At 36.2% G+C, this 26586-nt stretch carries 25 protein-coding genes and 1 tRNA gene; 5 read left to right on the top strand and 21 right to left on the bottom strand.

The window, feature by feature from the left end:
- Positions 1 to 6: 6 nt before the first annotated feature.
- From HCB49_RS04775 to dbpA, 3 genes are all read right to left on the bottom strand, one after another.
- Positions 7 to 483 carry an NUDIX hydrolase gene (locus HCB49_RS04775; RefSeq protein WP_185604255.1) on the bottom strand — a complete coding sequence of 159 codons (477 nt, stop codon included), beginning with the start codon at positions 481 to 483 and terminating at the stop codon, positions 7 to 9.
- Between the two features lie 166 nt (positions 484 to 649).
- Positions 650 to 913 (bottom strand): DUF3116 family protein, encoded by a 264-nt coding sequence (locus tag HCB49_RS04770; RefSeq protein WP_185502115.1) that lies wholly within the window; start codon positions 911 to 913, stop codon positions 650 to 652.
- A 24-nt stretch (positions 914 to 937) separates the two neighbouring features.
- Positions 938 to 2350 (bottom strand): ATP-dependent RNA helicase DbpA, encoded by a 1413-nt coding sequence (gene dbpA, locus HCB49_RS04765; RefSeq protein ID WP_185604254.1) that lies wholly within the window; start codon positions 2348 to 2350, stop codon positions 938 to 940.
- A 123-nt stretch (positions 2351 to 2473) separates the two neighbouring features.
- On the opposite strand from dbpA, the gene HCB49_RS04760 reads away from it, so the two are divergent.
- Positions 2474 to 2734 (top strand): hypothetical protein, encoded by a 261-nt coding sequence (locus tag HCB49_RS04760; RefSeq protein ID WP_003726046.1) that lies wholly within the window; start codon positions 2474 to 2476, stop codon positions 2732 to 2734.
- A gap of 33 nt (positions 2735 to 2767) precedes the next feature.
- On the opposite strand, the gene HCB49_RS04755 is transcribed toward HCB49_RS04760, so the two are convergent.
- Complete coding sequence (locus HCB49_RS04755) at positions 2768 to 3367, bottom strand: histidine phosphatase family protein (RefSeq protein WP_185604253.1); 600 nt, start codon at positions 3365 to 3367, stop codon at positions 2768 to 2770.
- A 167-nt stretch (positions 3368 to 3534) separates the two neighbouring features.
- Between HCB49_RS04755 and HCB49_RS04750 the strand changes: the two genes are divergently transcribed.
- Together HCB49_RS04750 and HCB49_RS04745 are read left to right on the top strand one after the other, a co-directional pair.
- Entirely contained in the window at positions 3535 to 3942 is a 408-nt protein-coding gene (locus HCB49_RS04750; protein ID WP_185532655.1) for a VOC family protein, read from the top strand.
- Between the two features lie 154 nt (positions 3943 to 4096).
- Positions 4097 to 4690: a YdeI/OmpD-associated family protein gene (locus HCB49_RS04745; protein WP_185604252.1), complete on the top strand. Its 594-nt coding sequence runs from the start codon at positions 4097 to 4099 to the stop codon at positions 4688 to 4690.
- Between the two features lie 46 nt (positions 4691 to 4736).
- Here HCB49_RS04745 and HCB49_RS04740 read toward each other — a convergent pair whose 3' ends face one another.
- From HCB49_RS04740 to HCB49_RS04705, 8 genes are all read right to left on the bottom strand, one after another.
- Complete coding sequence (locus tag HCB49_RS04740; RefSeq protein WP_185604251.1) at positions 4737 to 6095, bottom strand: DUF1254 domain-containing protein; 1359 nt, start codon at positions 6093 to 6095, stop codon at positions 4737 to 4739.
- Between the two features lie 122 nt (positions 6096 to 6217).
- Positions 6218 to 8920 (bottom strand): MucBP domain-containing protein, encoded by a 2703-nt coding sequence (locus HCB49_RS04735; RefSeq protein ID WP_185604250.1) that lies wholly within the window; start codon positions 8918 to 8920, stop codon positions 6218 to 6220.
- A 297-nt stretch (positions 8921 to 9217) separates the two neighbouring features.
- Positions 9218 to 12907 carry a MucBP domain-containing protein gene (locus tag HCB49_RS04730; RefSeq protein WP_185604249.1) on the bottom strand — a complete coding sequence of 1230 codons (3690 nt, stop codon included), beginning with the start codon at positions 12905 to 12907 and terminating at the stop codon, positions 9218 to 9220.
- Between the two features lie 360 nt (positions 12908 to 13267).
- Positions 13268 to 13630: an Imm51 family immunity protein gene (locus tag HCB49_RS04725; RefSeq protein WP_185403134.1), complete on the bottom strand. Its 363-nt coding sequence runs from the start codon at positions 13628 to 13630 to the stop codon at positions 13268 to 13270.
- Between the two features lie 329 nt (positions 13631 to 13959).
- On the bottom strand, positions 13960 to 14328 hold the full coding sequence (locus HCB49_RS04720) for a hypothetical protein (protein WP_185604248.1): 369 nt from the start codon (positions 14326 to 14328) through the stop codon (positions 13960 to 13962).
- Between the two features lie 321 nt (positions 14329 to 14649).
- Positions 14650 to 14892, bottom strand: coding sequence for a helix-turn-helix domain-containing protein (locus HCB49_RS04715; protein WP_008947603.1), 243 nt, complete (start codon positions 14890 to 14892; stop codon positions 14650 to 14652).
- A gap of 2 nt (positions 14893 to 14894) precedes the next feature.
- The gene (locus HCB49_RS04710) at positions 14895 to 15314 is read right to left on the bottom strand and encodes an RNA polymerase sigma factor (RefSeq protein ID WP_185502653.1); all 420 of its coding nucleotides are present in this window, start codon (positions 15312 to 15314) and stop codon (positions 14895 to 14897) included.
- A gap of 376 nt (positions 15315 to 15690) precedes the next feature.
- The gene (locus HCB49_RS04705) at positions 15691 to 17838 is read right to left on the bottom strand and encodes an MSCRAMM family protein (RefSeq protein WP_185604247.1); all 2148 of its coding nucleotides are present in this window, start codon (positions 17836 to 17838) and stop codon (positions 15691 to 15693) included.
- 444 nt (positions 17839 to 18282) lie between these two features.
- Here HCB49_RS04705 and HCB49_RS04700 point away from each other — a divergent pair, with 444 nt between their 5' ends.
- Entirely contained in the window at positions 18283 to 18723 is a 441-nt protein-coding gene (locus HCB49_RS04700) for an ankyrin repeat domain-containing protein (RefSeq protein WP_185604246.1), read from the top strand.
- A 387-nt stretch (positions 18724 to 19110) separates the two neighbouring features.
- Here the strand turns inward: HCB49_RS04700 and HCB49_RS04695 are convergent.
- From HCB49_RS04695 to racE, 5 genes are all read right to left on the bottom strand, one after another.
- Positions 19111 to 19184 (bottom strand) — tRNA-Arg (locus HCB49_RS04695).
- A gap of 110 nt (positions 19185 to 19294) precedes the next feature.
- Positions 19295 to 19819 carry a metallophosphoesterase gene (locus HCB49_RS04690; protein WP_008947599.1) on the bottom strand — a complete coding sequence of 175 codons (525 nt, stop codon included), beginning with the start codon at positions 19817 to 19819 and terminating at the stop codon, positions 19295 to 19297.
- A 36-nt stretch (positions 19820 to 19855) separates the two neighbouring features.
- On the bottom strand, positions 19856 to 20467 hold the full coding sequence (locus tag HCB49_RS04685) for an XTP/dITP diphosphatase (RefSeq protein WP_185604245.1): 612 nt from the start codon (positions 20465 to 20467) through the stop codon (positions 19856 to 19858).
- Positions 20468 to 20470: 3 nt separating this feature from the next.
- The gene (gene rph, locus HCB49_RS04680) at positions 20471 to 21217 is read right to left on the bottom strand and encodes a ribonuclease PH (RefSeq protein ID WP_185604244.1); all 747 of its coding nucleotides are present in this window, start codon (positions 21215 to 21217) and stop codon (positions 20471 to 20473) included.
- A gap of 12 nt (positions 21218 to 21229) precedes the next feature.
- Complete coding sequence (gene racE, locus HCB49_RS04675) at positions 21230 to 22030, bottom strand: glutamate racemase (protein WP_008947595.1); 801 nt, start codon at positions 22028 to 22030, stop codon at positions 21230 to 21232.
- A 146-nt stretch (positions 22031 to 22176) separates the two neighbouring features.
- On the opposite strand from racE, the gene HCB49_RS04670 reads away from it, so the two are divergent.
- Entirely contained in the window at positions 22177 to 22671 is a 495-nt protein-coding gene (locus HCB49_RS04670; RefSeq protein ID WP_185391200.1) for a YslB family protein, read from the top strand.
- A 57-nt stretch (positions 22672 to 22728) separates the two neighbouring features.
- Here the strand turns inward: HCB49_RS04670 and HCB49_RS04665 are convergent, their stop codons facing one another.
- From HCB49_RS04665 to HCB49_RS04650, 4 genes are all read right to left on the bottom strand, one after another.
- Positions 22729 to 23943, bottom strand: coding sequence for an aspartate kinase (locus HCB49_RS04665; protein WP_185480042.1), 1215 nt, complete (start codon positions 23941 to 23943; stop codon positions 22729 to 22731).
- Positions 23944 to 24112: 169 nt separating this feature from the next.
- Positions 24113 to 24520, bottom strand: coding sequence for a hypothetical protein (locus HCB49_RS04660; protein ID WP_185604243.1), 408 nt, complete (start codon positions 24518 to 24520; stop codon positions 24113 to 24115).
- A 13-nt stretch (positions 24521 to 24533) separates the two neighbouring features.
- Positions 24534 to 25970 (bottom strand): T7SS effector LXG polymorphic toxin, encoded by a 1437-nt coding sequence (locus tag HCB49_RS04655; RefSeq protein ID WP_185604242.1) that lies wholly within the window; start codon positions 25968 to 25970, stop codon positions 24534 to 24536.
- Positions 25967 to 26335 (bottom strand): DNA double-strand break repair Rad50 ATPase, encoded by a 369-nt coding sequence (locus HCB49_RS04650; RefSeq protein ID WP_185604241.1) that lies wholly within the window; start codon positions 26333 to 26335, stop codon positions 25967 to 25969. Before HCB49_RS04650 ends, HCB49_RS04655 begins: the two co-directional genes overlap by 4 nt.
- Between the last annotated feature and the right edge of the window lie 251 nt (positions 26336 to 26586).

Genomic DNA, 26586 nt, shown 5'->3' with positions numbered 1-26586 from the left:
CTTTTTTTATATGGATTGATGACTAATATGTAGTAAGGTTTTTCCTTGATATTTTGTAGTGATTTTAATTCGTGTTGTTGTATTTTGTACATGCTGGAAAATATACGATAAATAACTCACTACACCCGTGTTTTCTTCATCGAAAATCCATTGGCGTTGTTTAAAATCTAAAATCCCTTCATCCATCGCTCGCGGGGTTGGATAATGATAATCGTCTGGCAGTTTTGCAAAAAACAAATGCATTCCGCCCAGATATTCTTCATTTACAAACCAAATCATCTCGCCAATATCCCGAATTTCGTAATCAGCTGGAGCAATCCCAGTTTCTTCAATAATCTCACGCTGAATGGAATTGATTAGTGTTTCCCCCGGTTCAATTTTCCCGCCAACACCATTCCAACTTCCCATCCATGGCGCTTTTTGTCGATTTAATAATAAAATTTGGTCTCCTCTTTGTATAAAACAAATGGTGTATTTGTACACGATGTCACCTTCCATTTTCAGTTTTACTTAGTATAGCATAATTCTACGCACAAAAAAGAGCAGCATCCGCGTTTTGTAGGGAGACGGATGCTGCCAGGTGAGATATTTCATTGAAAAAAAGGTTACTCTTAATATAACGAATAAATGTGAACAAAGTGTGACTAAATCATGAAAGTTCATGTTTAATTTTTTGAAGTAAAAAATCACCTTGTTTGGTTATGCTGTAATATTTTTGTTTGCTATTATTTTCGTCTCTCTGAATAAACCCATGAAACTCAAGCCAATAAGTGCAATACAGCAACTCATTCCTTGTAGAATCTCCAACAACATCAGTATGCAAAAAGTGAATGGTCAATGATTTTATGTTATATATTGGATTTTTAACAACATTCAATACCATAAGAACAAGCTCATTACTGGGCCTTTCCATACTTGAAACCTTCTTTACTTAATATTATCGCTTTCTAGCTTCGTTTACTTTCAAGCGTCTGCCTTTCACTTTACGTGAACGCATCATGTCCAGAACAGCTGGGCCTTTTCCATTTAAAATTTCTACAAAAGAAACATGATCCTCAATCGTAATAATACCAATATCTTCTGCTGTAATTCCTTCTAGTTTAGAAATAGTACCAACAAAATCTACCGCGCGAATTTTTTTCTTTTTGCCGCCGTTAAAGTAAAGTTTCATGATGTTTTTATTTAATTTTTCACCGCGCGCTTTTTTGATTACCGGGCGCTTTTGTTGTTTTTTGTGGAAAGCTTCTTCATTTGCTCTTACTTCAATGATAGTCGGTTTGCGTTTTTTTTCAATCGTGATATGCAGCAATTCTTCTATGTCGCGCAAAAGTGGATTTTCGTTCGTCTTCACGAAACTAATCGCCTTCCCGCTTTTTCCAGCACGACCAGTACGACCGATTCGGTGGACATAATTTTCTTTTTCAATCGGCAAATCGTAGTTGATTACGAGTGATACATTATCCACATCAATCCCGCGCCCCGCCACATCTGTCGCAATTAAGAAACGCGACTTGCCACTTTTGAAATCATCCATTGCGCGAAAACGGTCTTCTTGTCTTAAACCGCCATGAATTTTGCTAACTCTTAAATCGAGTAAATCCGTTAGCTCATCTACTTGATTTTTCGTGTTGCAAAAAATAATCGCACTATCTGGATTTTCTGTTATCAAAACGTCTTTTAATGTTTTTTCTTTATTGTCCGTTTGCATCTCCACATGGAAAATTGGGTTTGTTTTTTCTGACGCCATTTCAATTACCTTTGGATTGTCTTGGTAACGTTTGATTAAATCTTGCATTTCTTCTGGCATAGTCGCAGAGAAAAACAGGTTTTGGCGCTCTTTTGGTAAACGGCTAAGAATGTCTTCTACTTGATCAATAAAGCCCATACTTAACATTTCGTCTACTTCATCTAAAACTAGGTGGGCTACTTTATCAACATTCAGCGAACCTTTTTCGATATGATCCAGTAGACGACCAGGTGTCCCAACGACAATATGATTTTTTTGGCTTAGTTCTAATTTTTGTTTGGCAAATGGTGATTGTCCGTATATGGCTGCTGCTTTCACGCGTTTAAATCGACCAATGTTCGTGCATTCTGTTTTAACTTGCATTGCAAGCTCTCTCGTTGGAACGATAATTAGCGCTTGTGGCTTGTTCTCTTCCCAAACAACTTGTTCAGCAATTGGAATAGCAAATGCCGCTGTTTTCCCACTACCAGTTTGTGATTTTGCAACAATGTCTTCCCCAGTTAAAGCAACTGGAATTACTGCTTTTTGAACAGGGGTCGCTTCTGTATATCCTAGTTCATTAATCGCTCTTTTAATTTCTTCACTTAATTTTAAATTATTCATGTCAGTCCTCATTTCCTCCTATCATCATACCATATATTTTCACAAATAACGGTACGAATTGTTTGTACTTCTCCGCGCCTTCCTTTAGAATGAACTCTAAGCCCCCAAAATAAGGAGGAAACAATGAATTTAGATGATTTGAAGAATAAAGTTACCGAGTCCCTGCCCCTGGAAAACCTAGGAACACTGACAGAAGAGGCAACAAACAAAGCATCTGAGCTTGGTGAACAAGCAAGCAATGTCACAGAAAATTTACAGAATGAAGCGACGAACTTAACAGAAAATCTGCAAGATAAAACAAGCGGACTTACGGAAAACTTGCAAGATACCGCGAATGAATTAACTGGTGGGTTTTTGGATAAAATAAAGAATTTGTTTCAATGAAGCTAAAAAAGCACTCATATGCGAGTGCTTTTTTTATTTTGTGCTTTCAATATGCGCCCCACTTTCAAAATCATGATTAATAAAATTAACCAAAGTAAACTCTCCATTCTCATATTCAAACTTCAAGATGCAGCAATTTTTAAGTCCAGTTACTATGCCAATCTTACTCGTTTTCTCCCAGTAGCGGGCAAACTGGGCGCAAGCGGCTCCGTGAGATACAGCGAGAACCGTATCATGCCTATCTTGGCTCATGATGCCCTCCATTGTTTCCAGTAAGCGATCTCTAAAATCCATTTCTCGTTCCCCGCCAAATGTCGCGAAGAAATCGCCATATGGTAGTGGAGGATTTAAATCTTCGCTCTCCCCTTCAAATGTGCCGAAATTCCATTCTTTCAACCCTTTTAGCCGAGTATAGCTATTGTCTGTAACAAGCTCCAACGTGTCGCATGCGCGCTCTGAAGTGGAACTATAGGCTTGGTCGAATTCAATATTGTTTTCTTGAAAATAACTTCCAGCGATTTTAGCTTGTTTAATACCAAGCTCTGTTAGTGGTGCATCGCAAAAACCTTGAATTTTTTTACGTTGGTTAAATAATGTTTGGCCGTGACGCATTAAATATAGCGTTTTTTTCATGTCAATCTCCCCCTGTATCTAATAGCTTATTATTAGTCTATCACCTTAGAGTAGCTCCAAGTCAAGTAATTATCGGCTTAACTTTTCCTCTTTTTTCTCGTATCTGCTATAATAAATACACTTAAATCAATAAAACTTTAGCGAATAAAAATCGAGGAGGAATTCAAATGACGTTAAATGTTTACTTGAATTTTAGAACACAATCCAGAGATGCTATCGCGTTTTATGAAGAAATTTTTGGAACAAAGTGTACAGATTTGCTGACATATGGGGAAATCGAGACAGCAGAGGAACCTATAGAAGATTCGCTAAAAAATTTAGTCCTGAACGCTAGCTTAGTAATAGACGGCGTAAAAGTCATGTTTTCCGACGTACCTAAATCTAGGCCACTTACATTTGGCGACAATATAACGCTCGTAATCGATACATCCGACGAAATAAAATTAACGAAACAATTTCATCAGCTTGCAGAAGGTGGTACTGTCGTTATGCCACTTGCCAAAACATTCTGGTCGGAAAAATTTGGAGAGGTTAAAGACAAGTTTGGTATAGATTGGCAGCTCAATTTATCATGAAAACAAATGAATCTGGGAGAAATTTCCCAGGTTCTTTCTTTAAGTCCATTTTTAGTAGACAAATCAAATTTGCAAGGCCTTTCATATTAAGTTAAAATAACACGTATCAAAGAATTATTTTTAAATGAAAAAGTGTAGAAAAGAGGAATTCTTTATGGCAAAAACCGAATTAAATCCTAAAGTAGATGCGTTTCTAGCTAAACCATCCACTTGGCAAGCTGAATTCAAAGCATTAAGAGAAATAGCTATCACGTTTGAACTAGAAGAAGAATTCAAATGGGGAAAACCTTGTTACGCTCTCAATGGCGGCAATGTATTCTTAATTCATGGTTTTAAAGATTATTGCGCATTACTCTTTATGAAAGGCGCACTGCTCCGTGATCCGGAAAACATTTTAGTACAGCAAACGGAAAATGTTCAAGCTGCTAGACAAATTCGTTTCACTAATTTACAAGAAATCCTTGATCAAAAAGAGTTTTTAAAAGCTTATATTCAAAATGCAATTGATGTCGAAAAAGCGGGATTAGAAGTAGAACTTAAACCAAGAGCCGAAACGCCTATCCCAGAAGAATTACTTGTGAAATTTGAAGAACTACCAGCGTTAAAAACAGCTTTTGAAGGGCTAACTCCTGGTCGCCAAAAAGCTTATTTACTTTATTTTGCGGCTCCTAAACAATCCAAAACACGTGTTTCTCGTATCGAGAAATACGAAGCAACGATTTTAGATGGATTAGGATTGAATGATTAATTGAACAAAAAGAGGCGCAACCTGTGAATGGTTGCGCCTCTTCTATTTATTTCACTTCTTCAAAATCGTATAGTTGCCAGCTGTTATCGAAGGCTGGCTCGGTTGGTCCATAAATACGGAAATAAGTGAACCAATTGGCATCAGGCACCGTTTGAATCCATGGTAGCGACTCATCTTCTGGTGGATTTGGTCCAAAATAAAGTGTCGTATTTCCATCAGCATCTATTTCAAATGTATCTTTAATAGAGTTCAAGGCCGGCATAAATTGCTCGGTAACAATTTCTGAACGAGTATCCATGTCATATACTGTTACTGACCAGAAAATGCTCGTAGGTACTGGTGTTGGCACTTTTAATGTATAATTTTTGCCACCATCCAGATAGTTTCCCTCTTTGTCTTTCACACCAAGCATATACACAGAGCCAAATCCGACTTTATGCATAAACATCATATGTGTTTCGAGTGTCGCTTGATAGAACCAGCGCTCTCTTACAGGAAGGTTTAAATACGTTTTTTCATAGAAATCGTTATTTTCGCCGTATACTGCCCATTCCCATTTTTTTCCTGGCCAAGTAATTGCAGCCGGATCATCTGTATTAAAGGAATTCACAAACATCATATCATCTGCTTTTTCGGCAGCTTCAATCAGTAACGCTTTTTTATCTGGATCAGGATTAAATTCTTTATTTGGCGCTAAACCAATCGCTTTTAGTAAACCATACATTTGATAATATTCTGGATCGGTTTTATCATTATCCAGCGCCCACTTAATCACTTCCCAGTAATCAAATTTCCCTTCCACAAAATACGGCGTAGAAATTGCTTTACGATGCGAAAAATCATGGAACGTACTTACTGGATTATTATCTTTTTCTTTTAATGGATAAAATTTAACTTCTTTAAGAAGCGCAAATGCTTTTTCATAGTCACTTGCTTGATGAACCATCGCCCGCAAACAAATAAGGAAACGATAGCTAGAAGGATTTCGAATTATGTAGCCTTCCGGAATATCACCTTCATAATTAGGCGGTAAGTATAAATATTTAGCACCTTTACCTTGTTCGTCACCTGTTAATCCCATATTCGTAATAAACTTAAAATTAATATCATCCGCCACGCCAACGATTGCGCCCGGTGGTAGTTCGATGACAACTGGACCATTCTCGGTGTTTCCCGTTCCAAGGCAATATGGGGTATCCGAATTTTGCGTCAATACATTTAAATCAGGAGTCGTAAGTTGAATAATAAAATCGTGATTCTCGGTAATTCCTAAATCACGTAAAGCCTTAAAATTTGATACGTTAGATACAGTTGGATAGAAAAACCGGTAAGCCTCAACAGCCCGATTTAAAAATCCCTCTTTTCTGATTGCCTCTACTTTACTCTCAGGTAGCATTTTTTTCATGTAAAAATCCTCCTTCAATTAGCTTTTTTTAAGAACACTTGTACAATACCCCTGTTTTTGATATTTAAGCGTAAAACAAAAAAACTCCTCGGGTCGAGAAGATTTTTTTGTGATAATTAGTATTAATTTTTATTTTTCCGTTTGTTTTTATAGAGACATATACTACCAAAGAGTGCCAAAAGTAAGCCGAATCCCAAAATCAAATTTGACTGTAAATCTCCTGTTAGCGGTAGAGGGAGCTTATTGTTATTTCTTAATGTATCCCCAGATGAAGTATCCGGTGTTACGTCTAATTTAGCTTGATAAATATAGTTGATCGTTTGTTCTTCTAGCATAAATTGCCCAGTTGCGTTAGCTGGTTTTTTTATAAGCGTATAGCCTTGGATTTCTTTTGGTTCCGTGGAATATGTTTCGCCGATTTCTCCACTTAATACCTCGCTCATTGCTAATTCGTTTTGGTGTTCATCGATATATTTCACCGTAATATCTTTAACCAAAATTACTTCGTTTTTACTCGTACGATACACGTAAGTTACTGTTTGGCTGGTTTCGCTGAATTTGCCCGCTTCATTGCTTGGGGTTTCAATGAGTGCATATCCTGCAATTTCTTTGGCTGTTGTCGTGTAGTCTTCACCAACATTCCCTGATAAAATATCGCTCGTTGTTAGTTCATTACTATCTTCATCCACATATTGCACCGTGATATTTGCGGCTGGAATAATATTTTTTGAATAAACATATGTCACCGTTTGTTCTTCTGAGCTAAATTCGCCTTGTGCATTTGCAGGTGTTTTAGTTAATGTATAACTAGGAATTTCTTTGACACTTGAGTGATAGGCCTCACCAATATTCCCTAATAATATTTCGCTTGAAGCTAGTTCATTACCATTTTCATCCACATACTGCACTGTAATATTTGCGGCTGGGACGGGGTCTTTTGAATAGACATATGTCACTGTCTGTTCTTCCGCGCTAAATATACCTTGTGCATTCGCTGGCGTTTCCGTTAGTGTATAGCCGGCAATTTCTTTCGCGCTTGAACGATACTCATCATCGATATTCCCTAGTAATATTTCACTTGGAGCTAGTTCATTGCCTGCTTCGTCCACGTGCTGTACCGTAATATTTGCAGCCGGGATAATGTCTTTCGAATAAACATACGTCACCGTTTGTTCTTCCGAGCTAAATCCGCCTTCTGCATTTGCCGGCGTTTCCGTTAATGTATAGCCTGCAATTTCTTTCGCGCTTGAATGATAATCTTCGCCGATATATCCAGTTAAAATGACGCTTTCCGCAATTTTTTTCTTAGTTGTATCTTCATACTTAACCGTCACATTTGCTGCTGGTACCGGATCAACGTAAACCGTCACCTCTTTTGAAATAGCTTTAACCCCGTCGACATTCACTGCGCTGATTGTCACTACATATGTTCCAACCGTTTTCAAATTAACGATGGATTCAAAATTGCTTGTCACTGGCGTTCCATCATTGGTTTGCGCCTGAATATCACTTAAAAATTCAGTTTCGGTTTTCTCGATTCTTTGCGAATAGTGAATTTCATTATCTGTACTAATGATTGGTACGGTAGATGCTTTAACTTGTTGTCTTACAGTTCCTGTGAAAGAACCTTTTACGCCAGTTATATTAATTGGTTCATTAAATTCATAACTAACTGAATCAAGATTTTCGAGTGCTTTATAAGTCCAGGTTATTTGGTTATTTGCGTATACACCACTATCTGATATAAAATTTGGTTGGACTACTGCCCCTACATTACTAATTTTATTATCAATAACTAAATCATCTAAAACAACGACTTTTTCTAAAACTATTGACTGGCTCCCTGCAGTTAATATCTTTAGGTTAGGCATAATGGTTGGCAGATCGCTTGGTAAAACACTAATGGCATTAAATGCGATATCCATAGAAGTTACTGCTGGTAACCCTTTAAGCATATCAATATCTGTCAGTTTGTTGTTTAGTAAATTTAAAGTCGTCAACTTTGGCATATTTTGAATGACACTGTCACTTTGTAAGCTATTATTTTGCAGAGTCACTGATGTAACAGCTGGTAAATTATCCATTACAGCCTTTTGTATTTTACTATGGTGAAATTTTAATGCTTTTACTTTTGGAAGATTCACCATTTCTACTTTCATTAAACTCGGTATATTACCAAAGTACACACCTTCTTCACTAAAATATCCTAGGTTAAGTAATTCTGGATTATTTTTAGCAATAACAGTTGTTAAATTGGTCAAATCTAAATACTTAGAAGTTTGTACATTAGCCAATTTCGGCTGGTCCTGTACATCGATAACTGTCAGTGTCGGGTTATTTTGGATATTAAGCGTAGTTAACCTAGGTAATAGATTTTCTGCATTTAAAGTAACTGTGCTAATTTGATTATCACTTAAATATAATTTCACTAAATTGGGTAATTGAGTTAGTGGAGAAATGTCTGTTATTTGGTTATTATTTAAATTGATAGTTGTTGCTTTAACCAATAAATCCATTCCCGTTAAATCAGCAATACCTTTGGCGTTTGCTGTTAAAATGATGATTTTATTCAAATCTGCTTGTGTTACTATTTTGCTCGTGTCTTCAGAACCGGTTGCTGCTTTGACAATGGCTTGGGCTAGTGCCGCATCTGGAAAGACCTTTGCATATGTATCTCCTGCTTGAAGTGTTGTTTTATTGGGACTTTGTTTTAGGGTTAGCTTCGTATTCTCATTCTCTACTGCATCAATCATTAAAGGATAAGCGCTTAACGATTGAAAAAGTAGTATTCCGACTATGATGATAGTACTTATCCTTTGTTTCATGATTAATTCTCCTCAGATGTTAGTAGTGATTATATGAAGGATGCGCTGATTTTACTATTTGATATGTAAAATTATTTTATCTATATATTTAATAATTATAGCAACAGTAAGCCTAACATTTAAACATAGTATTAGGTTTTTTTTGAACTCCACTGCTTTTGTTCACATAAAGTTCACATAATTATAGGCAAAAGTATATTTTTGAACTTTTTTATAGTTGCACTCTTATCCCAATTATGATATCAATCACAAACAAAAAACTCTCCATGTACTAAGGAGAGTTTTTTGTAAGAAAGATTATCTGCAGTTATTTGATTTATCTTTTTCGCTTTTATTTCGGCGCAGCCATAGGATACTTAGAAATACTAGTACAATACCCAGTCCAAAAATCATATCTAGCGGCTGATTTCCTGTTCGAGGTAGGGTTTGTTGGTTGCTATTCGGTGGTTGGTGGTTATTCGGTGGTTGAATGTCTCCATTTGAATTATCCCCAATTATTTCTACATTTAGCTTTACCTCGTCTTTATTCGCACGATAAATATATTTAATTGTTTGAGCCTCTACCATAAATTTACCACTTGCGTTGGCTGGTTTTAGCACGAGGGTATAGCCTTTAATTTCCTTAGGTGTAGTTGTGTAGGAATCATGAATATTGCCAGTTAACACACTACTTGTGGCAAGTTCTTTCCCTGTTATATCTTCATATTTCACAATAATCTTGGATGCCTGAATAGCATCCTTTTTATACATATAGATAACCGTTTGAGCTTCTGTTGTGAAATTCCCGCTAGCATTACTTGGCTCTTTTACTAGTGAATAGCCTTCTAGTTGTTTTGCTTTTGTTGTATAAGCTTCCCCAATTTTTCCGCTTAGTACTTCCGTTGGGGCTAGCTCGTTACTACTTTCGTCAAGGTGTTTCACAGTTATGTTTGCTGCTACCGGATTGTTCTCTACTCGATATACATACGTTACAGTTTGAGGTGTTTCAGTAAAAATGCCATCAGCGTTAGTAGGTGTCTCCATTAAGGTATAGCCTTCTATTGTTTTAGCTGCTGTTGTGTAAGTCTCACCAATTTCACCAGTTAATACTTCTGATTCACTAATTTCAGCTCCAAGTTCGTCTTGGTAGTTCACCGTGACATCTTTAGCTAAAATTGGATCTGCTTGAATCGCACGATACGTATATCTTACTATTTGATCGTTTTCGGTAAACTTGCCCGTCGCATTACTCGGCGTTTCCATTAAAGTATAGCCTATAATGGTCTTCGCTGTTGTAACGTAATCTTCATCCATATTACCTGACAATGTATCACTAGTTGCAATTTCGATTCCCTCTTCATCCGTGTATTGTACTGTAATATCTTTGGCTGGAGTAGGATTTTTTGCGTAGATATAAGTCACTGTTTGTTCTTCTAAGCTAAATTCTCCTTGTGCATTTGTAGGCATTTCCGTTAATGTGTAACCAAAAATTTCTTTTGCGCTTGAGTTATATGCTTCTCCGACATTTCCACTTAATACGCTATCTTCTGCCAGTTTATTCCCGGATTTGTCTTCGTGTTTCACCGTTATATTAGCACCTTGTACAGAATCAATGTACACGGTCACTTCTTTTGGAATAGCCTTAATTCCGTCTATATTCTCGGCATTTAACGTTACAGTGTATATCCCCACTCTCTTTAAGTTTACCATTGTTTCAAAATCACTTGTAATAGCTAAATCATCACTTGTTTGTGCATGAATCTCACTTAAAAAAGCAGCTTCTGTTTTTTCTGTTCCTAGCGGGTAATGAATTTCTGTATCTGCATTAATTACTGGAACGGTAGATCTTTTAAATGGTTGCGTGACTTTTCCTGAAAAGTTTCCGTCTATGCCAGTTGCATTAACTCGCTCAGAAAATTGGAAATTAACCTCTGTTAAACTTTTGATTCTTTCATAGGACCAAGTTAGTTTTTCATTTGCATATGTTCCTGAATTTGATATCGGGATTGGTTGGCTTAGTTTATCAAAATTACTAATTTCATTGTTAATAATTAAATCTTCTTCATCTAAAGTAATTACTTTGTTTAGCGTAATCACTTGATTTATTGCACTCAGTGTCGTTAATTTTGGCATTTTTGTTTTTAGATTACTTGGTAAAACACCGATAGAATTCGATTCGATGTTTAAAGTAGTTATTTCTGAGAAGTCATTAAGCACATTTATATCGGTAATTTGATTATTGTTTAAATTCAGCGTCGCTAGTATCGGCATATTTTCAAATTCCGCTATGCTATCGCTTGTTATTTTATTATAGTTTAGATTCACTTCTGTTACAGCCTCTAAATTATTTAGCTCGATTTGATTGATACTATTACGATCTAATCGCACTACTCTTACTTTGGGAAGGTTGACTAATTCAACGTTCGTTAGACTAGCCACGCCCTCAAAATAAACACTTTGTATACTAAAATATCCAAGATTAACTAGTTCTGGATTATTTTTGGCAATTACCGTTATTAACTTGGATAATCCCGTTTTATCAGAAGTCTTGACATCTACCAATTGGGGCTGGTCTTGGATATTTATGGAGGTTAAGTTTAAATTTTGTTCCATATTTAGTGAAATTAAATTAGGAAGATTTTCTACATCTGTATTGTCTAGCTTCACTTCTGTTAGTTGATTCAGGGACAGGTCTAATGTTTTTAAATTAGGCAGATTTTGAAGGTTATCAAAAACGTTTCCTGTTAGTTCATTTCCTTGTAGCGGAAGGTTTTCAATGGCTAAATCAGTAATGTTCAACTCGCTAATACTATTCCGGTCAAGGCTTACTTTCGTTACTTTCGGGAGATTGACTAATTCGACCTTCGTTAAACTTGCGACTTGACTAAAGTAGACATTTCGCATAGTGTAGTAACCTAAATTGACTAATTCTGGATTATTTTTAGCAATCACCGTTGCTAACTTGGATAATCCCGTTTTATCAGAAGTCTTGACATCTACCAATTGGGGCTGGTCTTGGATATTTATGGAGGTTAAGTTTAAATTTTGTTCCATATTTAGTGAAATTAAATTAGGAAGATTTTCTACATCTATTTTGTCTAGCTTCACTTCTGTTAGTTGATTCAGGGACAGGTCTAATGTTTTTAAATTAGGCAGATTTTGAAGGTTATCAAAAATATTTCCTGTTAGTTCATTTCCTTGTACTGGGAGATTTTCAATGAATAAATCAGTAACGTTCAACTCGCTAATACTATTCCGGTCAAGGATTACTTTCGTTACTTTCGGGAGATTGACTAATTCGACCTTCGTTAAACTTGCGACTTGGCTAAAGTAGACATTTCGCATAGTGTAGTAACCTAAATTGACTAATTCTGGATTATTTTTAGCAATCACCGTTGTTAACTGACGTAATCCTGTATTTGAAGAAGTCTTTACGTCTACTAATTTGGGTTGGTCTTGGATATCCATAACTTCCAGATTGGGATTCGTTTCAAGATCAATACTCGTTATTTTCGGTAACTGGCTTTGTGCATTTAAGGTAATGTTGTTAATTTGATTATTCTTTAACGCCAGACTTACTAAATTAGGTAATTGATTTATTGGAGAAATATCTGTTATTTGATTACTATTTAAGCTTATACTTGTGACATTTCCCAGCAAATCTATTCCTGTCAATTCGCTAATTCCTTTGCTATTTGCACTGAGAGATGTAATTTTATTCAAGTCTTCTTGTGTTACTAATTGCGTTGTGTCCTCTGATCCCGTTGCAGCTTTGGCAATAACTTTAGCTAAAGCACTGTCAGGAAATACACTTGCATAGGTGTCTCCTGTTTCAAGGGTCGTTTTGGCTTGTTTTAGGGCATTTGTTAATCCCTTCACTTCTTTTGAAGGTGTATTTGTTTCTATATTCTGTTCATTTTCTTGGGCTTCAGTGATAAATGGATAGGCGCTCAATGATTGAAAGAGCAATATTCCGACTACAATGATAGAACTTATCTTTCTTTTCATGATTATTCTCCTTAGTTGTTGGGGTATTTTATTGTAATAGTGATTATCTTAAAGAATGAGCTGTATTCACTATTTGATGTATAGTATCATTTTGCCTTAATAAGTATTAATTATAGCAACACAAAGTCCCCCATTTGAACACAGTATGGGAAGTTTTTCCCTTTCCAGGCATTCTCGTTCACACATTATTCACATTTATTTCGGAATTGGTTATATTTTTAGACTTATTGGTTTTTTGGGAAATCACTATCTCACAGACAACTGAAAATCCTATACGACATTATTCCACATAAAAAACGCTATAACCATTGTAATTGAAACGGTTATAGCGTTCTCCATATTGCATATTAACGTTTCCGATTAATTATCCCAATCAATCTGATTGCCTTCATTTTTAACTATTTGATAAAGTTGTTCTTCGTTTTCAATGAGATTCGTAATTATTTGGACAAGTTTTTCTGCTCGAGCTTCTGTTTCAGGCGATAGCGTGTAATATGCCACATACATCCCCGCTTCCGGATCAGAGCCCATTCCTTCTAAAACATCTGGTGCATGCTTAGCTAAATAATAGTTCAAAAATGCTTCCCAATTATAACCATGCATATAAGCATCTTCGTTCATTTCATTCATTTTCTCGCCAATTGCAATCAACTTCTCCGTGCTAATGTTAAGGCAAACTGATAGATTATCTTCGATTTTTACTATTGATACGTATTTTTCCATAAAACTTGCTCCTTTTATTTAGACTTATCGTGGTGCTTTTCTTACAATGGTTTACAATTAAATCAGTTACTATAAAATAACAATTCTTCTTAGGATATAATTGTTACTAATTCAAACTAATAAAATTATGATTGTTAAATAAGTTCAACAAACCACTTTCAATATTATCACCTATCAAGCAAAAATAGTCATCATAAGAAGAACACTTGGCGATTTGAGCATCTGAAGGTCTCGTGTTCACAAATGTACTGCCGGATATATTTGTTCTAGAAAACTTTGTGTCATCAAAAATACAACTTTCAAACGTTTAAGGTTTCCTCCAATAAATTTTATAGATTTACTCGCTCATATTTATATTCGATGTTCTCGGCCATAACTAAAAAAGGTAAGCCGTCTAAATCATCTGTTTTAAATTCAAATAGAAATGAATCATCTCTGAATTTAGGAAGATTCATCCGCGAACTTTCGTAACTATCTTCGTGCACAAAAAGAAAATCTTCTGAAGTGTCTATATGTAAGGAAGTATATCCTGACAAAAAACAAACATTGCTAAATTTAATTTCTATTTCATAAAAATAACTAAGGTCAATCCCGCCAATAATTTCGAGTTCATGACCATTAAATGATGAAATATCAAAGTCAAACCATAGGCGACCGTTTTGAACTAACTGATTAGTTTCTGCTATTTTTCTTTGCATTTACGTTCATCCTTTGGTAAACCTAATAATATTTTCACAAACTTGGTATTGTATCGTTAGTATACAAATGGCATTTATTCTTTGTAAAGGTTTTTAATACCTAAATATATTTTATATCTGCTAACTCTCACCAATCAAGTTAAGCTAACTCTGGGCTGATTCACTCCTCTGGAAGAATTTTAAAATTAACTGGACGTTGCTTTTTCTACTATCAAAATCCACGTAAAAAACTACTAGCATTTATATCTCGTTCCCGCTAGTAGTTCTTTTATTTTCTCTAAAATATTCTTGTCCTCATTATTAATATATAATAGAATGGTATCACGAAGCATTAAACAGCAGCAATTTTGAAACTAATTTCGCTTCGATTCTACGCCGTAAGTCTTCATCTACGCAAACGTGTGGATTTCCATATTCATCAAATAATACTCTTGTAGATAACGTTGTAATATAACCCGCATAGTGATCTAAAACTGCTCCAACTGCTTCTATATCTCCCTCTGATGCAGCAACTATTGTTTCGTAAGGTACTAGTCTATTTTTTCTCTGCGTTGTTTCATTCATTTCTAGTCTTCCTCCATTATCTTTTTTAATTCCGCTAGTGTACTGTTCCTCCTGCGTGATACAGTACGTCTGACTAGGTTCAACTCTTCCGCGATTCTCCTGTCAGACATACCGAGAATATAGGAAAGTAATATGATCGCTTGCTTTTCTTTTGGTAATAATTTAATAGCTTCTGCGATTATTTCTCCCGTTACTATTACCATTCCTACATTTTCGACGAAGAACAAAAATTCCCTAGTCATATTACTTTCATAAATAACTTGTTTACCTAATTCTTTTTCTGACAAACTCTCCATTGATACTTCATATTTTTTTAACCGTTCAATCTCTTTGTAGATATTTCTCGTCTCATTCCTCAATATTTTTTTACAATAGCTATCAAAGGCATGCTGTTTATGTTTTTTATGTGCTTGTAGATGCATCTACTCACCTCCTGTTTCTATCGCCCCGTGTAAAAATTGTAAGGGTATCCTTCCCCTACATCACTATTACAACTAAATTCTATTTTTGGGACACTAATCTTGAAAAAATATTTAAAAAAAGTACAATTCTGCATTTTAGCTTCCCCGATTACAATCTATGCTTTTTTGATAAACTCCTCTCTATGAAAATTATAAAATATTTTTTTGTTTTATTGCTAAAAATAAATTTATTTTTGTAATCACACTGAAACTATTTAGCGGCAACTATTGGAAATGAGTACATATACCATATAATTTTTGCCAAAAAAGAAAGAAGCCTAATAACTCAGGCTTCTTTTCTTATTAAACATATCGTTTGTTTTCCATGCTACTCATTTTATTTTTTACGTTTGTCGTTATTTCTTTTACTCCAATATATTGCTAGTCCAGTTACTACAAGTCCTAGTCCAATAAATACTAAAGCAATACCGCCATTATCTCCAAGCATTGGTAATAGTCTAGTTTCTGCCATTTTTATTTCGGGATCTATTTTATCACGTATTGATTTCTTCGGTAGCGGTTTAGGTATTTCGGTATTCATGATTTTTACTTCAACGATGCCATCATGCGTTCCGTCAATAGTTATTTTAGTTGGTTCATTTGTCAGTTGATAATTTTTTGGAGCAATAACCTCCGTCAATTCATACTCGCCGTATGGTAAATCTGCTGTCTCAAATTCTCCAGACTGGTCGGTCATAAATTCTGATTTGCCATCTTGTTCTATAAATTCACCTGTCTGTAAATCTTTTAATTTAAAAGTAGCAGCATTATTCTTGATAGGTTCTTTTGTTTGCTCGTCGCATTTAATTACTTTGATTTTTTCTTTGATGACTTGCTCTTGGACTGTAACCGTAACATCAGCCACTTCTGCTTCTTGGTTATAGGTCAAATCAAAAGGATACTTCTCACTATCCAACAAGTAACCAGTCGGCGCTTCCTTTTCTAGCCAATAATAGCTGTCTAATAATAAATTATCTGTTTGCGCTTGCCCCTCTTCAATAGTGACTGTATCCATTAACATATCATCTGAGGAACGATATAATTCATAAACAGCTCCATCTAAAACGGCATTTCCTTGGGCTATTTCGCCTGTTTCAGCATCTTCTTTAATTAATTTAGCAGAACCTTTTTGCTCCACATCTACCGCTTGTACTTGTGTGTTTGTGATTGCAACATTTTGTCCTGCATATTTAATTTCAAAAGATAACTTTTCATCACTTAGAAGATAGCCAGAAGGGGCTTTTTCTTCTAGTAGATAATATTGTCCTAACGAGAGCGAACCAGATTCTGCGTAGCCGTTTTCATCTGTAGTTAATTCTCCTACTCGTGCATCACTGCTGTTATAAATCCCGTATACAGCATCTTTTAAAGTGTAGTTGTCGTTTGGCATGTTCGCGCCAAATTCTTGACCGGTTTTCGTTAATTTAACAGTTCCCATTTGCTTATTATTATTAAAAATAAGTTCTATTGTTTCACTTGGTTTAATAGTTGTTGTTTTAACTTCTCCACTATTATGGTAGCCTGCTGGAGCCGCTATTTCGGTAACTTTTACCTGCGTTCCCTCTGGAATTCCAACAAGTTCAGCAATACCCGTTGCATTTGTTACGACTGTTTTGGATGTGCCGCCGTATTCAAATTTAATGGTGGTATTTGGTAACGGTTGATTTGTTTTTGGATCTATTTTTTTTACTCGCACGCCGCCAAGTTTTTTCACGTTTACTTTTAGTTTTGCTTTTCCAGTATCTTGTAAATGGAAATCTACCAGACTTTGGCGATCTGCTTTGTTATAAACAATCGATGTTCCTAAAGCAGAATCTGGCACTTTAGAAAACATAATTTCTCCTGACTTAGAATTCTTATCTGCTTTTAATTTGAGTGTGTTCCCGGTTTTCGTAACCTGGATTCCCGTCGCATTATTTGTGATATTGAGCACGTCTGTTACATTACTCGTATCGCCCTGCACAAACTCTTGGCCTTCAATCAATGTAATTGTCTGCGCGTCCCACGATGGCTGTGTGTCGTGCTTCCTTACCTGCGCTAAAATTGTATCTCTATCCGTCCAATAGTTAGGCAATGATGTCCACTCTAATTGTTCACCAAGCACTTCCCAAATAAGTAATTGGGTGGTCGCAAAATCTTTATAACTTTGTTCTGATTGAGTAAAACCATAGTAAGCAACTTTAGATAACAAGTCTTTTTTACTACCCATATATGTTTCCGCACTATAGCCATCCTCTGTATTTGCGGGCGCGGCAGAATCGATACAAAAGACCTCTTTACCATCCATCTTCATGTTCCAAATATCTTTGTTTTCTAATTTCTGCCCATTTGTAAAGCTAATTCCTGTGTAAAAATAACCTGTTTCATCGAGTCGAAGTGCAGCCGCTATCCCATTGAACGGTTGAAATAGATTTGCTAGTATCATAACTACTAGCGCCGTTGCGATTATTTTTACTTTCTTTTCCTTCCTTTTTTGACTGTTCATTTGTCTGTTTCTCCCTTTTGTTTTTAGTCAATTTACTTCTGTTAATTTCACCCGTAGCAGAAGTGGTTGTGTTTTTTCTTGCTCATTAAAAATTGAATCGTATTGGAGCGTGCTCTTATTTAGTTGTCAAAGAACGAATGCAAATTTTTTATAGCTTGCATAACTACTACAATTAGAATTTTCTTTTGGGTCATAAAAATAAAAAAAGCATACTATTAAGTATGCTTTTTTTATGAGTTTCATTTTGCTATGTTAATGGAAAAAAGAATCAAGACATCTATACATTTATTGAAAAAATAGAAAGCCTACTAAAATTGCAAAATAATTGGTATAGTATAAGATAATGAGTAATATTCGAGAGATTTGATATGTATAAATTGATTATGAAAACTCATACAAGGGAACCAACAACAGAGAAAAAAATAATCCAAAGAGGTGCAACATATGTTTAATGAAAATGAGTTATATCCAGTGTTACTAAGCAATAATTTTTCTAAGATTGACGATTTTCTAACTAAATATGGCATAGATAGTGTGGACAGGGACAATCGTTCTTTGTTAATGTCAGCAGTCGTAGAAAGAAAAATGAGTATTATTGAATATTTAATTGAAAAAGGTAGTAATTTGAATTTACAGGATAAAAACGGAATGACTGCATTGCATCTAGCTGCAATACATGACTATACTGAAATAGTTGAGTACTTGATTTCAAAGGGGGCGATTGTTGATGCAGAAGACAATAATGGGAATACAGCATTATGGCGTGCGGCAATGGAGTTACCTAAAGAAGCTAAATCCATAGCTGTTTTATTGGAACACGGGGCTGATGTAACAAAGCAAAATAAGTACCACATATCTCCTGAAGACATATTGTCTGATGAATAGAAAGCTAAATGAAAAAAGTTAATATCTATATGGGAACTGAACCCTTAAAACGAGACAGTAATAAAAAAGCAATTGATTAGGGTATGGATTGCCGATATTCTATCGGTGATTTGTAGCCTAATTTTTGTTATATTCGATTACTATCACAATAAATATCGGCGTATTATAATATGTTTCTGCACATGTATGTCATGCTAATTTTAGTACAACTATGAAATTATACATATGTTAGTAAAAACTTGAAACTTGAATGAAGATAGAATCTCTAATTCCCTTCCCAAAAATAAGGGAAAATCATCAAACAAAAAAATCTCCAAAACATTCATCCACCCTTTAATATCAAGGGTTTCCAACGTTTCAGAGATTTATTTGATTTACTTATTTTAACGTCCTGAGAGGGATTCGAACCCCCGACCGACGGCTTAGAAGGCCGTTGCTCTATCCAGCTGAGCTATCAGGACAAATGGCACTGTCTTTTCAACAGCCAAATACCATTTTATGTTTAAATCGCTTGTTTGTCAATGGTTTTCTTTAAGTTATTGCATTTTTTCTTTTTCGGGTGCCTTTTGACCTAGTTGTGCTTGATTAACGGGAATGTTTGGGTTAGGTCTGTTAGTTCGTTGTCGTCCCGATCCATGAAGCGTACTTGGATGCCTTCTGGTGTGGAATCGATGAGCGCATAAGTTTTAATGCGGATGCGGCCTCTTGGTAAGGAGATGCTTCCTGGATTTAAAATGATGGTGTCGTCCAGCATCTCTGCGCCTAGTTCATGGGAATGACCGAAGAAGGCGAAATCTGCGTTTAGTTCACGTGCACGATATCGTAAATTCATGAGTGTCATCTTGATGTTATAAAGATGGCCGTGTGTGGTTAAAATGCGGTAGCCGTCTACTTCTCCTACCCAATCATTTGGAAAGCCGCCACCAAAATCACAGTTACCTCGAACAGTATGAAATCCCTGAATCGCAGGATCGTCAGCTTCTAATTCAGAATCCCCACAATGAATCATCGCATCGACTGTATTTTCGTATTTTTCTTTAAGATGTATTAAACAGTCACGTTCTGAGTGGCTGTCGCTAACTACTAATAATTTCATTTTGTTTCCTCCCCCGTGATACTGTTACTTATTTTCTCACTTTTTGGTTACTTTTTCTACTACTTCTGTTAAATCTTTTTCTAGTTGTTTAATAGCATTTGCACGGTGGCTGATTTCGTTCTTTTTCTCTGCTGGAATTTCTGCCATCGTAAGACCAAAATCTGGTAAGAAAAATAGTGGATCATAACCGAAGCCATTTGTTCCGCAAAGTTGTTCTGCGATAATGCCTTCTACTTCACCTGTGTAAAAAGATGTTTTCTCAGAAGGTGTGGCTACAGCAAGGGTACAGTGGAAACGAGCGGTTCTTTTGGCTGGTTCAACGCCTTCTAAATTTTTAAGTAGTTTTTCGTTATTTTTAGCATCATCATGGGCAACACCTGAATAGCGTGCGGAATAGACACCAGGAGCTCCGTCAAGCGCGTCTACGATCAAACCAGAGTCATCAGCAATAACTGTTTGGTTTAACAAGCTAGCGACCGTTTCGGCTTTAAGAGCAGCATTTTCAGCGAATGTTGTGCCAGTTTCTTCGATTTCGCCAATTTCTGGAAAATCTGCTAGAGTCGCAACTTCGATATTGAATTTAGCGAAGATTTTTTCGAATTCTTTTGCTTTTCCTTTGTTGGCGGTGGCAATAATAATTTTACTCATTTTTTATTCTCCTTTAATCCGCGCTGTGACTTTTTCTCCGAGTGTTTCTTTTTGGATTTCGATTAGTTCGCTAATTCCTTTTTTACCTAGTGCAATCAGTTCGGCAAGTTCGGCTTCGGAAAAAGTAGCTTCCTCGCCTGTCCCTTGAAGTTCCACGAAAGCGCCGCGGCCAGTCATGATAATATTCATATCTACTTGTGCTGCGCTATCTTCTACGTAGTTCAGGTCAAGTACGGTGCCGCCTTCTTCTAAAACGCCCACACTTGTTGCTGCTAGAAAATCTTTAACCGGAAATTTAGTGAATGGTGTTTCTTCATCTAGCTTGGAAATCGCCATAACCATTGCGATAAATGCGCCAGTGATTGACGCTGTACGTGTGCCGCCATCTGCTTGGATAACGTCACAATCAAGCCAAATTGTTCTTTCGCCAAGTGCGTCTAAATCAACAACTGCACGTAGCGCACGTCCGATTAAACGTTGAATTTCCATTGTTCTGCCAGTTACTTTACCTTTAGAGGATTCACGGATGTTACGTGTGTTTGTCGCGCGTGGTAGCATCGAATATTCAGCAGAAATCCAGCCGCGGCCTTCTCCTCGCATAAATGGTGGTACTTTTGTTTCCACGCTTGCTGAACAAATAACTTTTGTGTTTCCTGATGCAATTAAAACAGAACCTTCTGGATGCATTAAATAATCTGGTGTTACTTCGATATTTCTTAATGCGTTACTTTCTCTTCCATCAAATCTCATTATGGGCACCTCTTATTTTCCTAATTTAATATGTTCTACAGTCATATCTGGCATATTTAACCAGTCTTTTGCAATATCTTTAAAAATTTGTGTCGAACCCGTAGTGAAAAAACGGTGCTCGATTTCTTCATCTGTAGCATCTAATAAATTATGATAATCCAGTAAGGCGCTGACTTCACTTGCAGTTTCTTCTCCGGAGTTAATAACGGCAACACCGTCTCCCATGAAGTTCTCGATAATTGGTTTTAAAAGTGGATAATGTGTACAACCCAAAATCACCGTATCAATATTAGTACTTTTCAGTGGTAAAAGTGATTCGGCTACTACTTTTTTGGCAATCGCGCTTTTGTATTCGCCTGATTCTACGACAGAAACAAATTTTGGACATGCGAGTGAATCTACTTCTACTCGGCGATTTAGTCCTTTTAGTGCTGTTGGGTATGCCATACTTTCGACGGTACCAAGTGTTCCTAGTACGCCAATTTTATTGTTTCTTGTTGCTTTTAGGGCTGCTCTTGAACCTGGTTGAATAACGCCTATAACAGGGATATCCAGTTTTTCGCGAATGTCATACAAAGCTGCTGCTGTTGCTGTATTACATGCAATAACGAGCATTTTGATGCCACGATCTACTAGAAAATTAGTCATTTCCCACGTAAACCTAGCTACTTCTTCTTTGTCGCGTGGTCCATAAGGGCAACGTGCGGTGTCACCTAAATAATATACTTGTTCATGGGGTAGCTGTTTTAGCACTTCTCGCACTACTGTCAAACCGCCTACTCCCGAATCAATAAAGCCAATAGCTTGTTTCACAGTCTCGCCTCAATTTCTTTATTAATTTCCATTTTTTTATCTATACCTTCCATTTTCTTATTTTTTCGGTTTTTTCGCAAGTCTTTTTTGAGAAAAAAGGTTTTTTATGGAAATTTATTTATTGTGCTTTCCATTTTAGGGTGATTTTGGTTATAATGGTGTATGAAAGTGGGGTATCCGAAATGACAGAAAAAGAACAGAATCAATACGAGGAAAAAGCACTCGTTCCAAGCTTTGGTTTAGATTTACTACGAGATTATTTAATTCCTGAAATACTTGGAGATGAAGCGCCTCACATTATGTACTGGGCAGGAAAAGATTTAGCACGCAAATTTCCACTTGGTTCCCTAGAAGAGATTGCCGAATTCTTTGAAGAAGCATCTTGGGGTGGATTCAGTATTTTAAAGGAAAAGAAAGATGAACTACGCTTACTTTTAGAAGGCGAAATGGTTACCGCTCGTTTTAACGCGCAAGAAGAACCTACTTTTAGACTAGAAGCTGGTTTTATTGCCGAACAATTGCAATCACAGAAAAAACTGTACACAGAAAGTTACGACGAAATTGACAAACGTAAAAAACAAGTAACGATAATTGTTAAATGGGATCGTAAAGAAACGATTGATAACGAAGAACGCTACTAAAAGGATAAGCTTGCGGCGACAAAGGAAGAATTTACTTTGTGACTGCAAGCTTATTTTTTATTTATCTAATTCAAATTGATCATGTAAAACTTGTGCAGCTTCGACCATTTTACGTGCAGGTACAACGGTGGAAACTTTAATTTCGGATGTGCTAATCATTTTAATTGGAATATTATTTTCTGTTAATGCTTCAAACATTTGCGCGGCTACCCCTGGATTACTTACCATTCCAGAGCCAACAATGGACACTTTCGCTAATTCTTGTTCGGATTCTAATTTTTCGATTTGAAGTAGCTCTTTGCTTTCTTCTAGAACAGCCAGTGTTGCTAAAAGTGCGCTTGTTTTGATAGTGAAGGATAGATTGCCGTGGCCTAGACCAGTAATTCCTTGGATGATAATATCTACATCAATATTATTTTCCGCTAATTTAGTAAAGACTTTGGACACTCGCATCGCTTCTTTTTGTTTCCAGTGGATAGTTACACGGGTGATTTGGTCTTCAAAAGCGATTCCACGGACTACTTTGGTATTTTCCATTGTTAAATCCTCCTCAATCATTGTTCCTGCTTCTTGTTCATGACTCGCTCGTACTTCAAGCGGAATCCGGAAATTTTTGGCATATTCAACGGAGCGCGGATGTAAAACTCCGGCGCCAAGATTGGCTAATTCTAACATTTCATCATAGGTAAGTTGTTCAAGCTTTTGGGCTTTTTTGACATATCGTGGATCTGTTGTAAACACGCCAACAACGTCCGTGCAAATCGCGCACTTGTCTGCTTTAAGAGCGGATGCGATGGCGACTGCGGTTGTGTCTGAACCACCCCGACCGAGTGTAGTAATCTCGCCATCTGTAGTTAAACCTTGGAAACCAGCAACAACCACGATTTGTCCCGCATCAAGTGCCGCTTCAATACGCGCACTATCAATATCGGCAATTCTCGCATTGCTATGTACAGCTTCTGTTTCAATTCCCGCTTGCCATCCTGTATAAGAAATTGCATCGTGCCCTTTTTCTTTTAATGTCATCGCAAGTAGCGCAATCGTGATTTGTTCGCCAGTAGAAAGTAGCATATCCATTTCGCGTTTATCTGGTGCTTCGCTAATTTCTTCCGCCATTGCGACTAATTTGTCGGTTGATTTCCCCATTGCGGAAACGACGACGATGACTTTATTCCCTTGTTTTTTTTCATAAATGGCTTGATCTGCTGTTTTTCCGATTTTATCCACGGTACTCACAGAAGTTCCGCCAAATTTTAATACGACTAGTCCCAATCTCGTTCCCCCTGCCTTTTAGTTCTTTTTTTATCAATGGTTTTATTTTAGCGCATTTATGTGTTGAAGGGAAGTTTATTAATATATAAGTCTTCTTCAAAATTTATATTTCACATTATTCTAAAGGCTGAGTTATAGAATATTCTTTATTTAATTAAAAATATCTTTGTTATTTCCTTTGTTGTAAAAACACCTCTAACATTTTCTTTACTGGCAAACTAGCATTTTTTAGTAAATTTTCTGCTTTTTTGATAACCACTTTATCTGAATAAATCAAGCTTTTATATGGCTCTTTATCAAATGAACGCAATGAATCTAACGCATATTCCACTACTTCATCATTTTCATTGATTAAATCTAGTAATAAATTAAACCCATTCATCTTTGCGTCCTCATCAATACAATAAGCCAATCTAATTTTATACTTGTCATCTTTACCCTTTAAATCCTGTGTTAAGTGTTTCCAATCTTTATCCGTGAATTTATTTAACAATTCTCGTACATACATAAATTCGTCATCAAAGAAGTAATTATCTGAACTATTTTCAGATAAAACTTCATCTACTTTTTTATACAATGTTTTTCCTCCTTTATTTAGTGAAACCTCCAGGAAATGGTGCATTTACCTGACCTGTTGGGTAACCACTGATAATATTATCTCCTAACTTAATCACATCTATTTCTACACCTTCAATAATTGCCCTATGAAGTGAAGCTCCATCTCTTTCCCTAACTCTTATTGGGGAAGAATCTCCAATATCTTTTACTCGGTCTAAAATTTGATTATCGCTCCAATCCTCTGGAAAAATGGTACTTTTTTTAATTTTAGCAAGATTTCCATCTGAAAATTGAGTAGTAAATCTGACTTCCTTTGTTCCATCAGGATTAATTTTAACAATCTCGACTGCATAATTTGAATGTCTATTATTAATATTTGATGAATGCCCTCCAATTATTTCATTTTTATTTAGATTTTTCCTTTGTCCCCAGAGAATTTTTTCTTCAATTTCTGACGTTATAATTGACTTGGATTTTCTAATCCTATTCAAATTTGATAAGGTACTTCTCTGTATTGTTAATTTCTTCCCTCGATACCCTTTCGTCGTGTAACCAAAAACCAATGAGGTTAAAATCCCAAAACTCTGAGCTTTACTTATTTCTTGACCAGTTATCGGATCTTTATTTTGCTTCAATGATTCTAGTGTAGCTTTTAACAACTCGCCTTCTTCCGTGGCTTGGTTACTTTCCTTGGGTAACTCACCGTTAAAGCTAGCTGTATTATAAGCCTCTGTTGCCTTAATATCCACTTTACCATCTTTAGAAAGAATCCACATACCGCCTTGTTTCACTTTGCTATAACTTGCAAAATCATAGATTGTCGTATCAGTGGCACTCGCTTTTCCTAACGTTTTTCGCATTCGGTTCACAGTGGCAAAATTTAATTTACTCAAATCATAGCTGCCCGTTTGACTATCAAACTGGATATTTGATTGTAACTCTCGAACAGTCTGTTGGATACGTTGCACTAAATCCGTCAAATGGTCGAAAAAAGCCCCATGACTTTGTTCAAAAGCCAGATATTTCTCTAAAATATTTTCCTGCTTATATGCGGTTGCTAACTGAGAACGATAGGTTTGCATTTGGCCTTCTGTACTGCTGTTCATTCGTTGGTACAGTGCTTCTTTCTTGCTTTCAATGCGGTCAATCATTTGACCGAGTTCATATAAACCATCTGCATCAATTTTAGCATTAGGAGAAGGGTCTACTTGGTCGTGAAAGTCTTGGATGTACCGCTTCAACCTTTCCTCACTCTCATTCATTGCCTCGTTTATCGTGTCGCAGAGTGGAATGTACGTCATGTGATAATAATTTTTGGACGATTCCACGGCCTTCCCTTTTAAACTACCATCTTCTATGTAGTTTGTCACGGTGGTTTTGATGCCTTGGACAACTTTTCTTCCTGTTTGGTTGGCTGCGCGTAATTGAAATGCGAAGTCTCGTATTTCTCCGATGTCGATTCGGCTCACTGGAACAACTCCTTTTGTACATCTTGTTGTTTACTTTCCAATTGGTAGATGTTTTTTTGGTATGTATTTATTTTTTCTTGGCGTTTTTCCTCCTCAGCTTGAAAGGTTTGGCGCCATTTATTTTTCTCGTCTGCTTGGAGGTCTTCTAAATAGTAACCGAAATTACGAGCTTGGTCGCCTTGCCAGACTTCTCGCATCAACTCCAAAGACTCGCGTTCCTCGTAACAAATCCGCTCAAAATCTTCTTCTACCCAAATTCGCTCATTTTGTTCACGTTTGAGCATGTCTAAGGATAACTCAGCATCAGCTTGTTGTTTTTGGAGGGTTTGTAGTTGTTGTTTCAATTTCTCGTTGTTTGAATCCATTTTATTCACCTCTTACTTAATAAATTATTTCAATATGATTATAAGAAATATTTAAATATCTTTTTTATCATTCATTATGCAAAATTGATAATTTAACAAAAATTTAATTTGTTTTTATTTAATTTATTAACATTCTTTCTGCCAATACAACAAAAACACCAATAACTAAAAAGTCATTGGCGTTTATTATTGCGGAAATGTTTATTATCTCCTTAATAATTGGTTTTAATACTAAATATTATATTTCTGTC

It is taken from the genome of Listeria cossartiae subsp. cayugensis, assembly GCF_014229095.1.
Taxonomy (GTDB): domain Bacteria; phylum Bacillota; class Bacilli; order Lactobacillales; family Listeriaceae; genus Listeria; species Listeria cayugensis.
The sequence above is the reverse complement of the archived record's forward strand: the minus strand, read 5'-3'. Positions and strand labels throughout refer to the sequence as shown.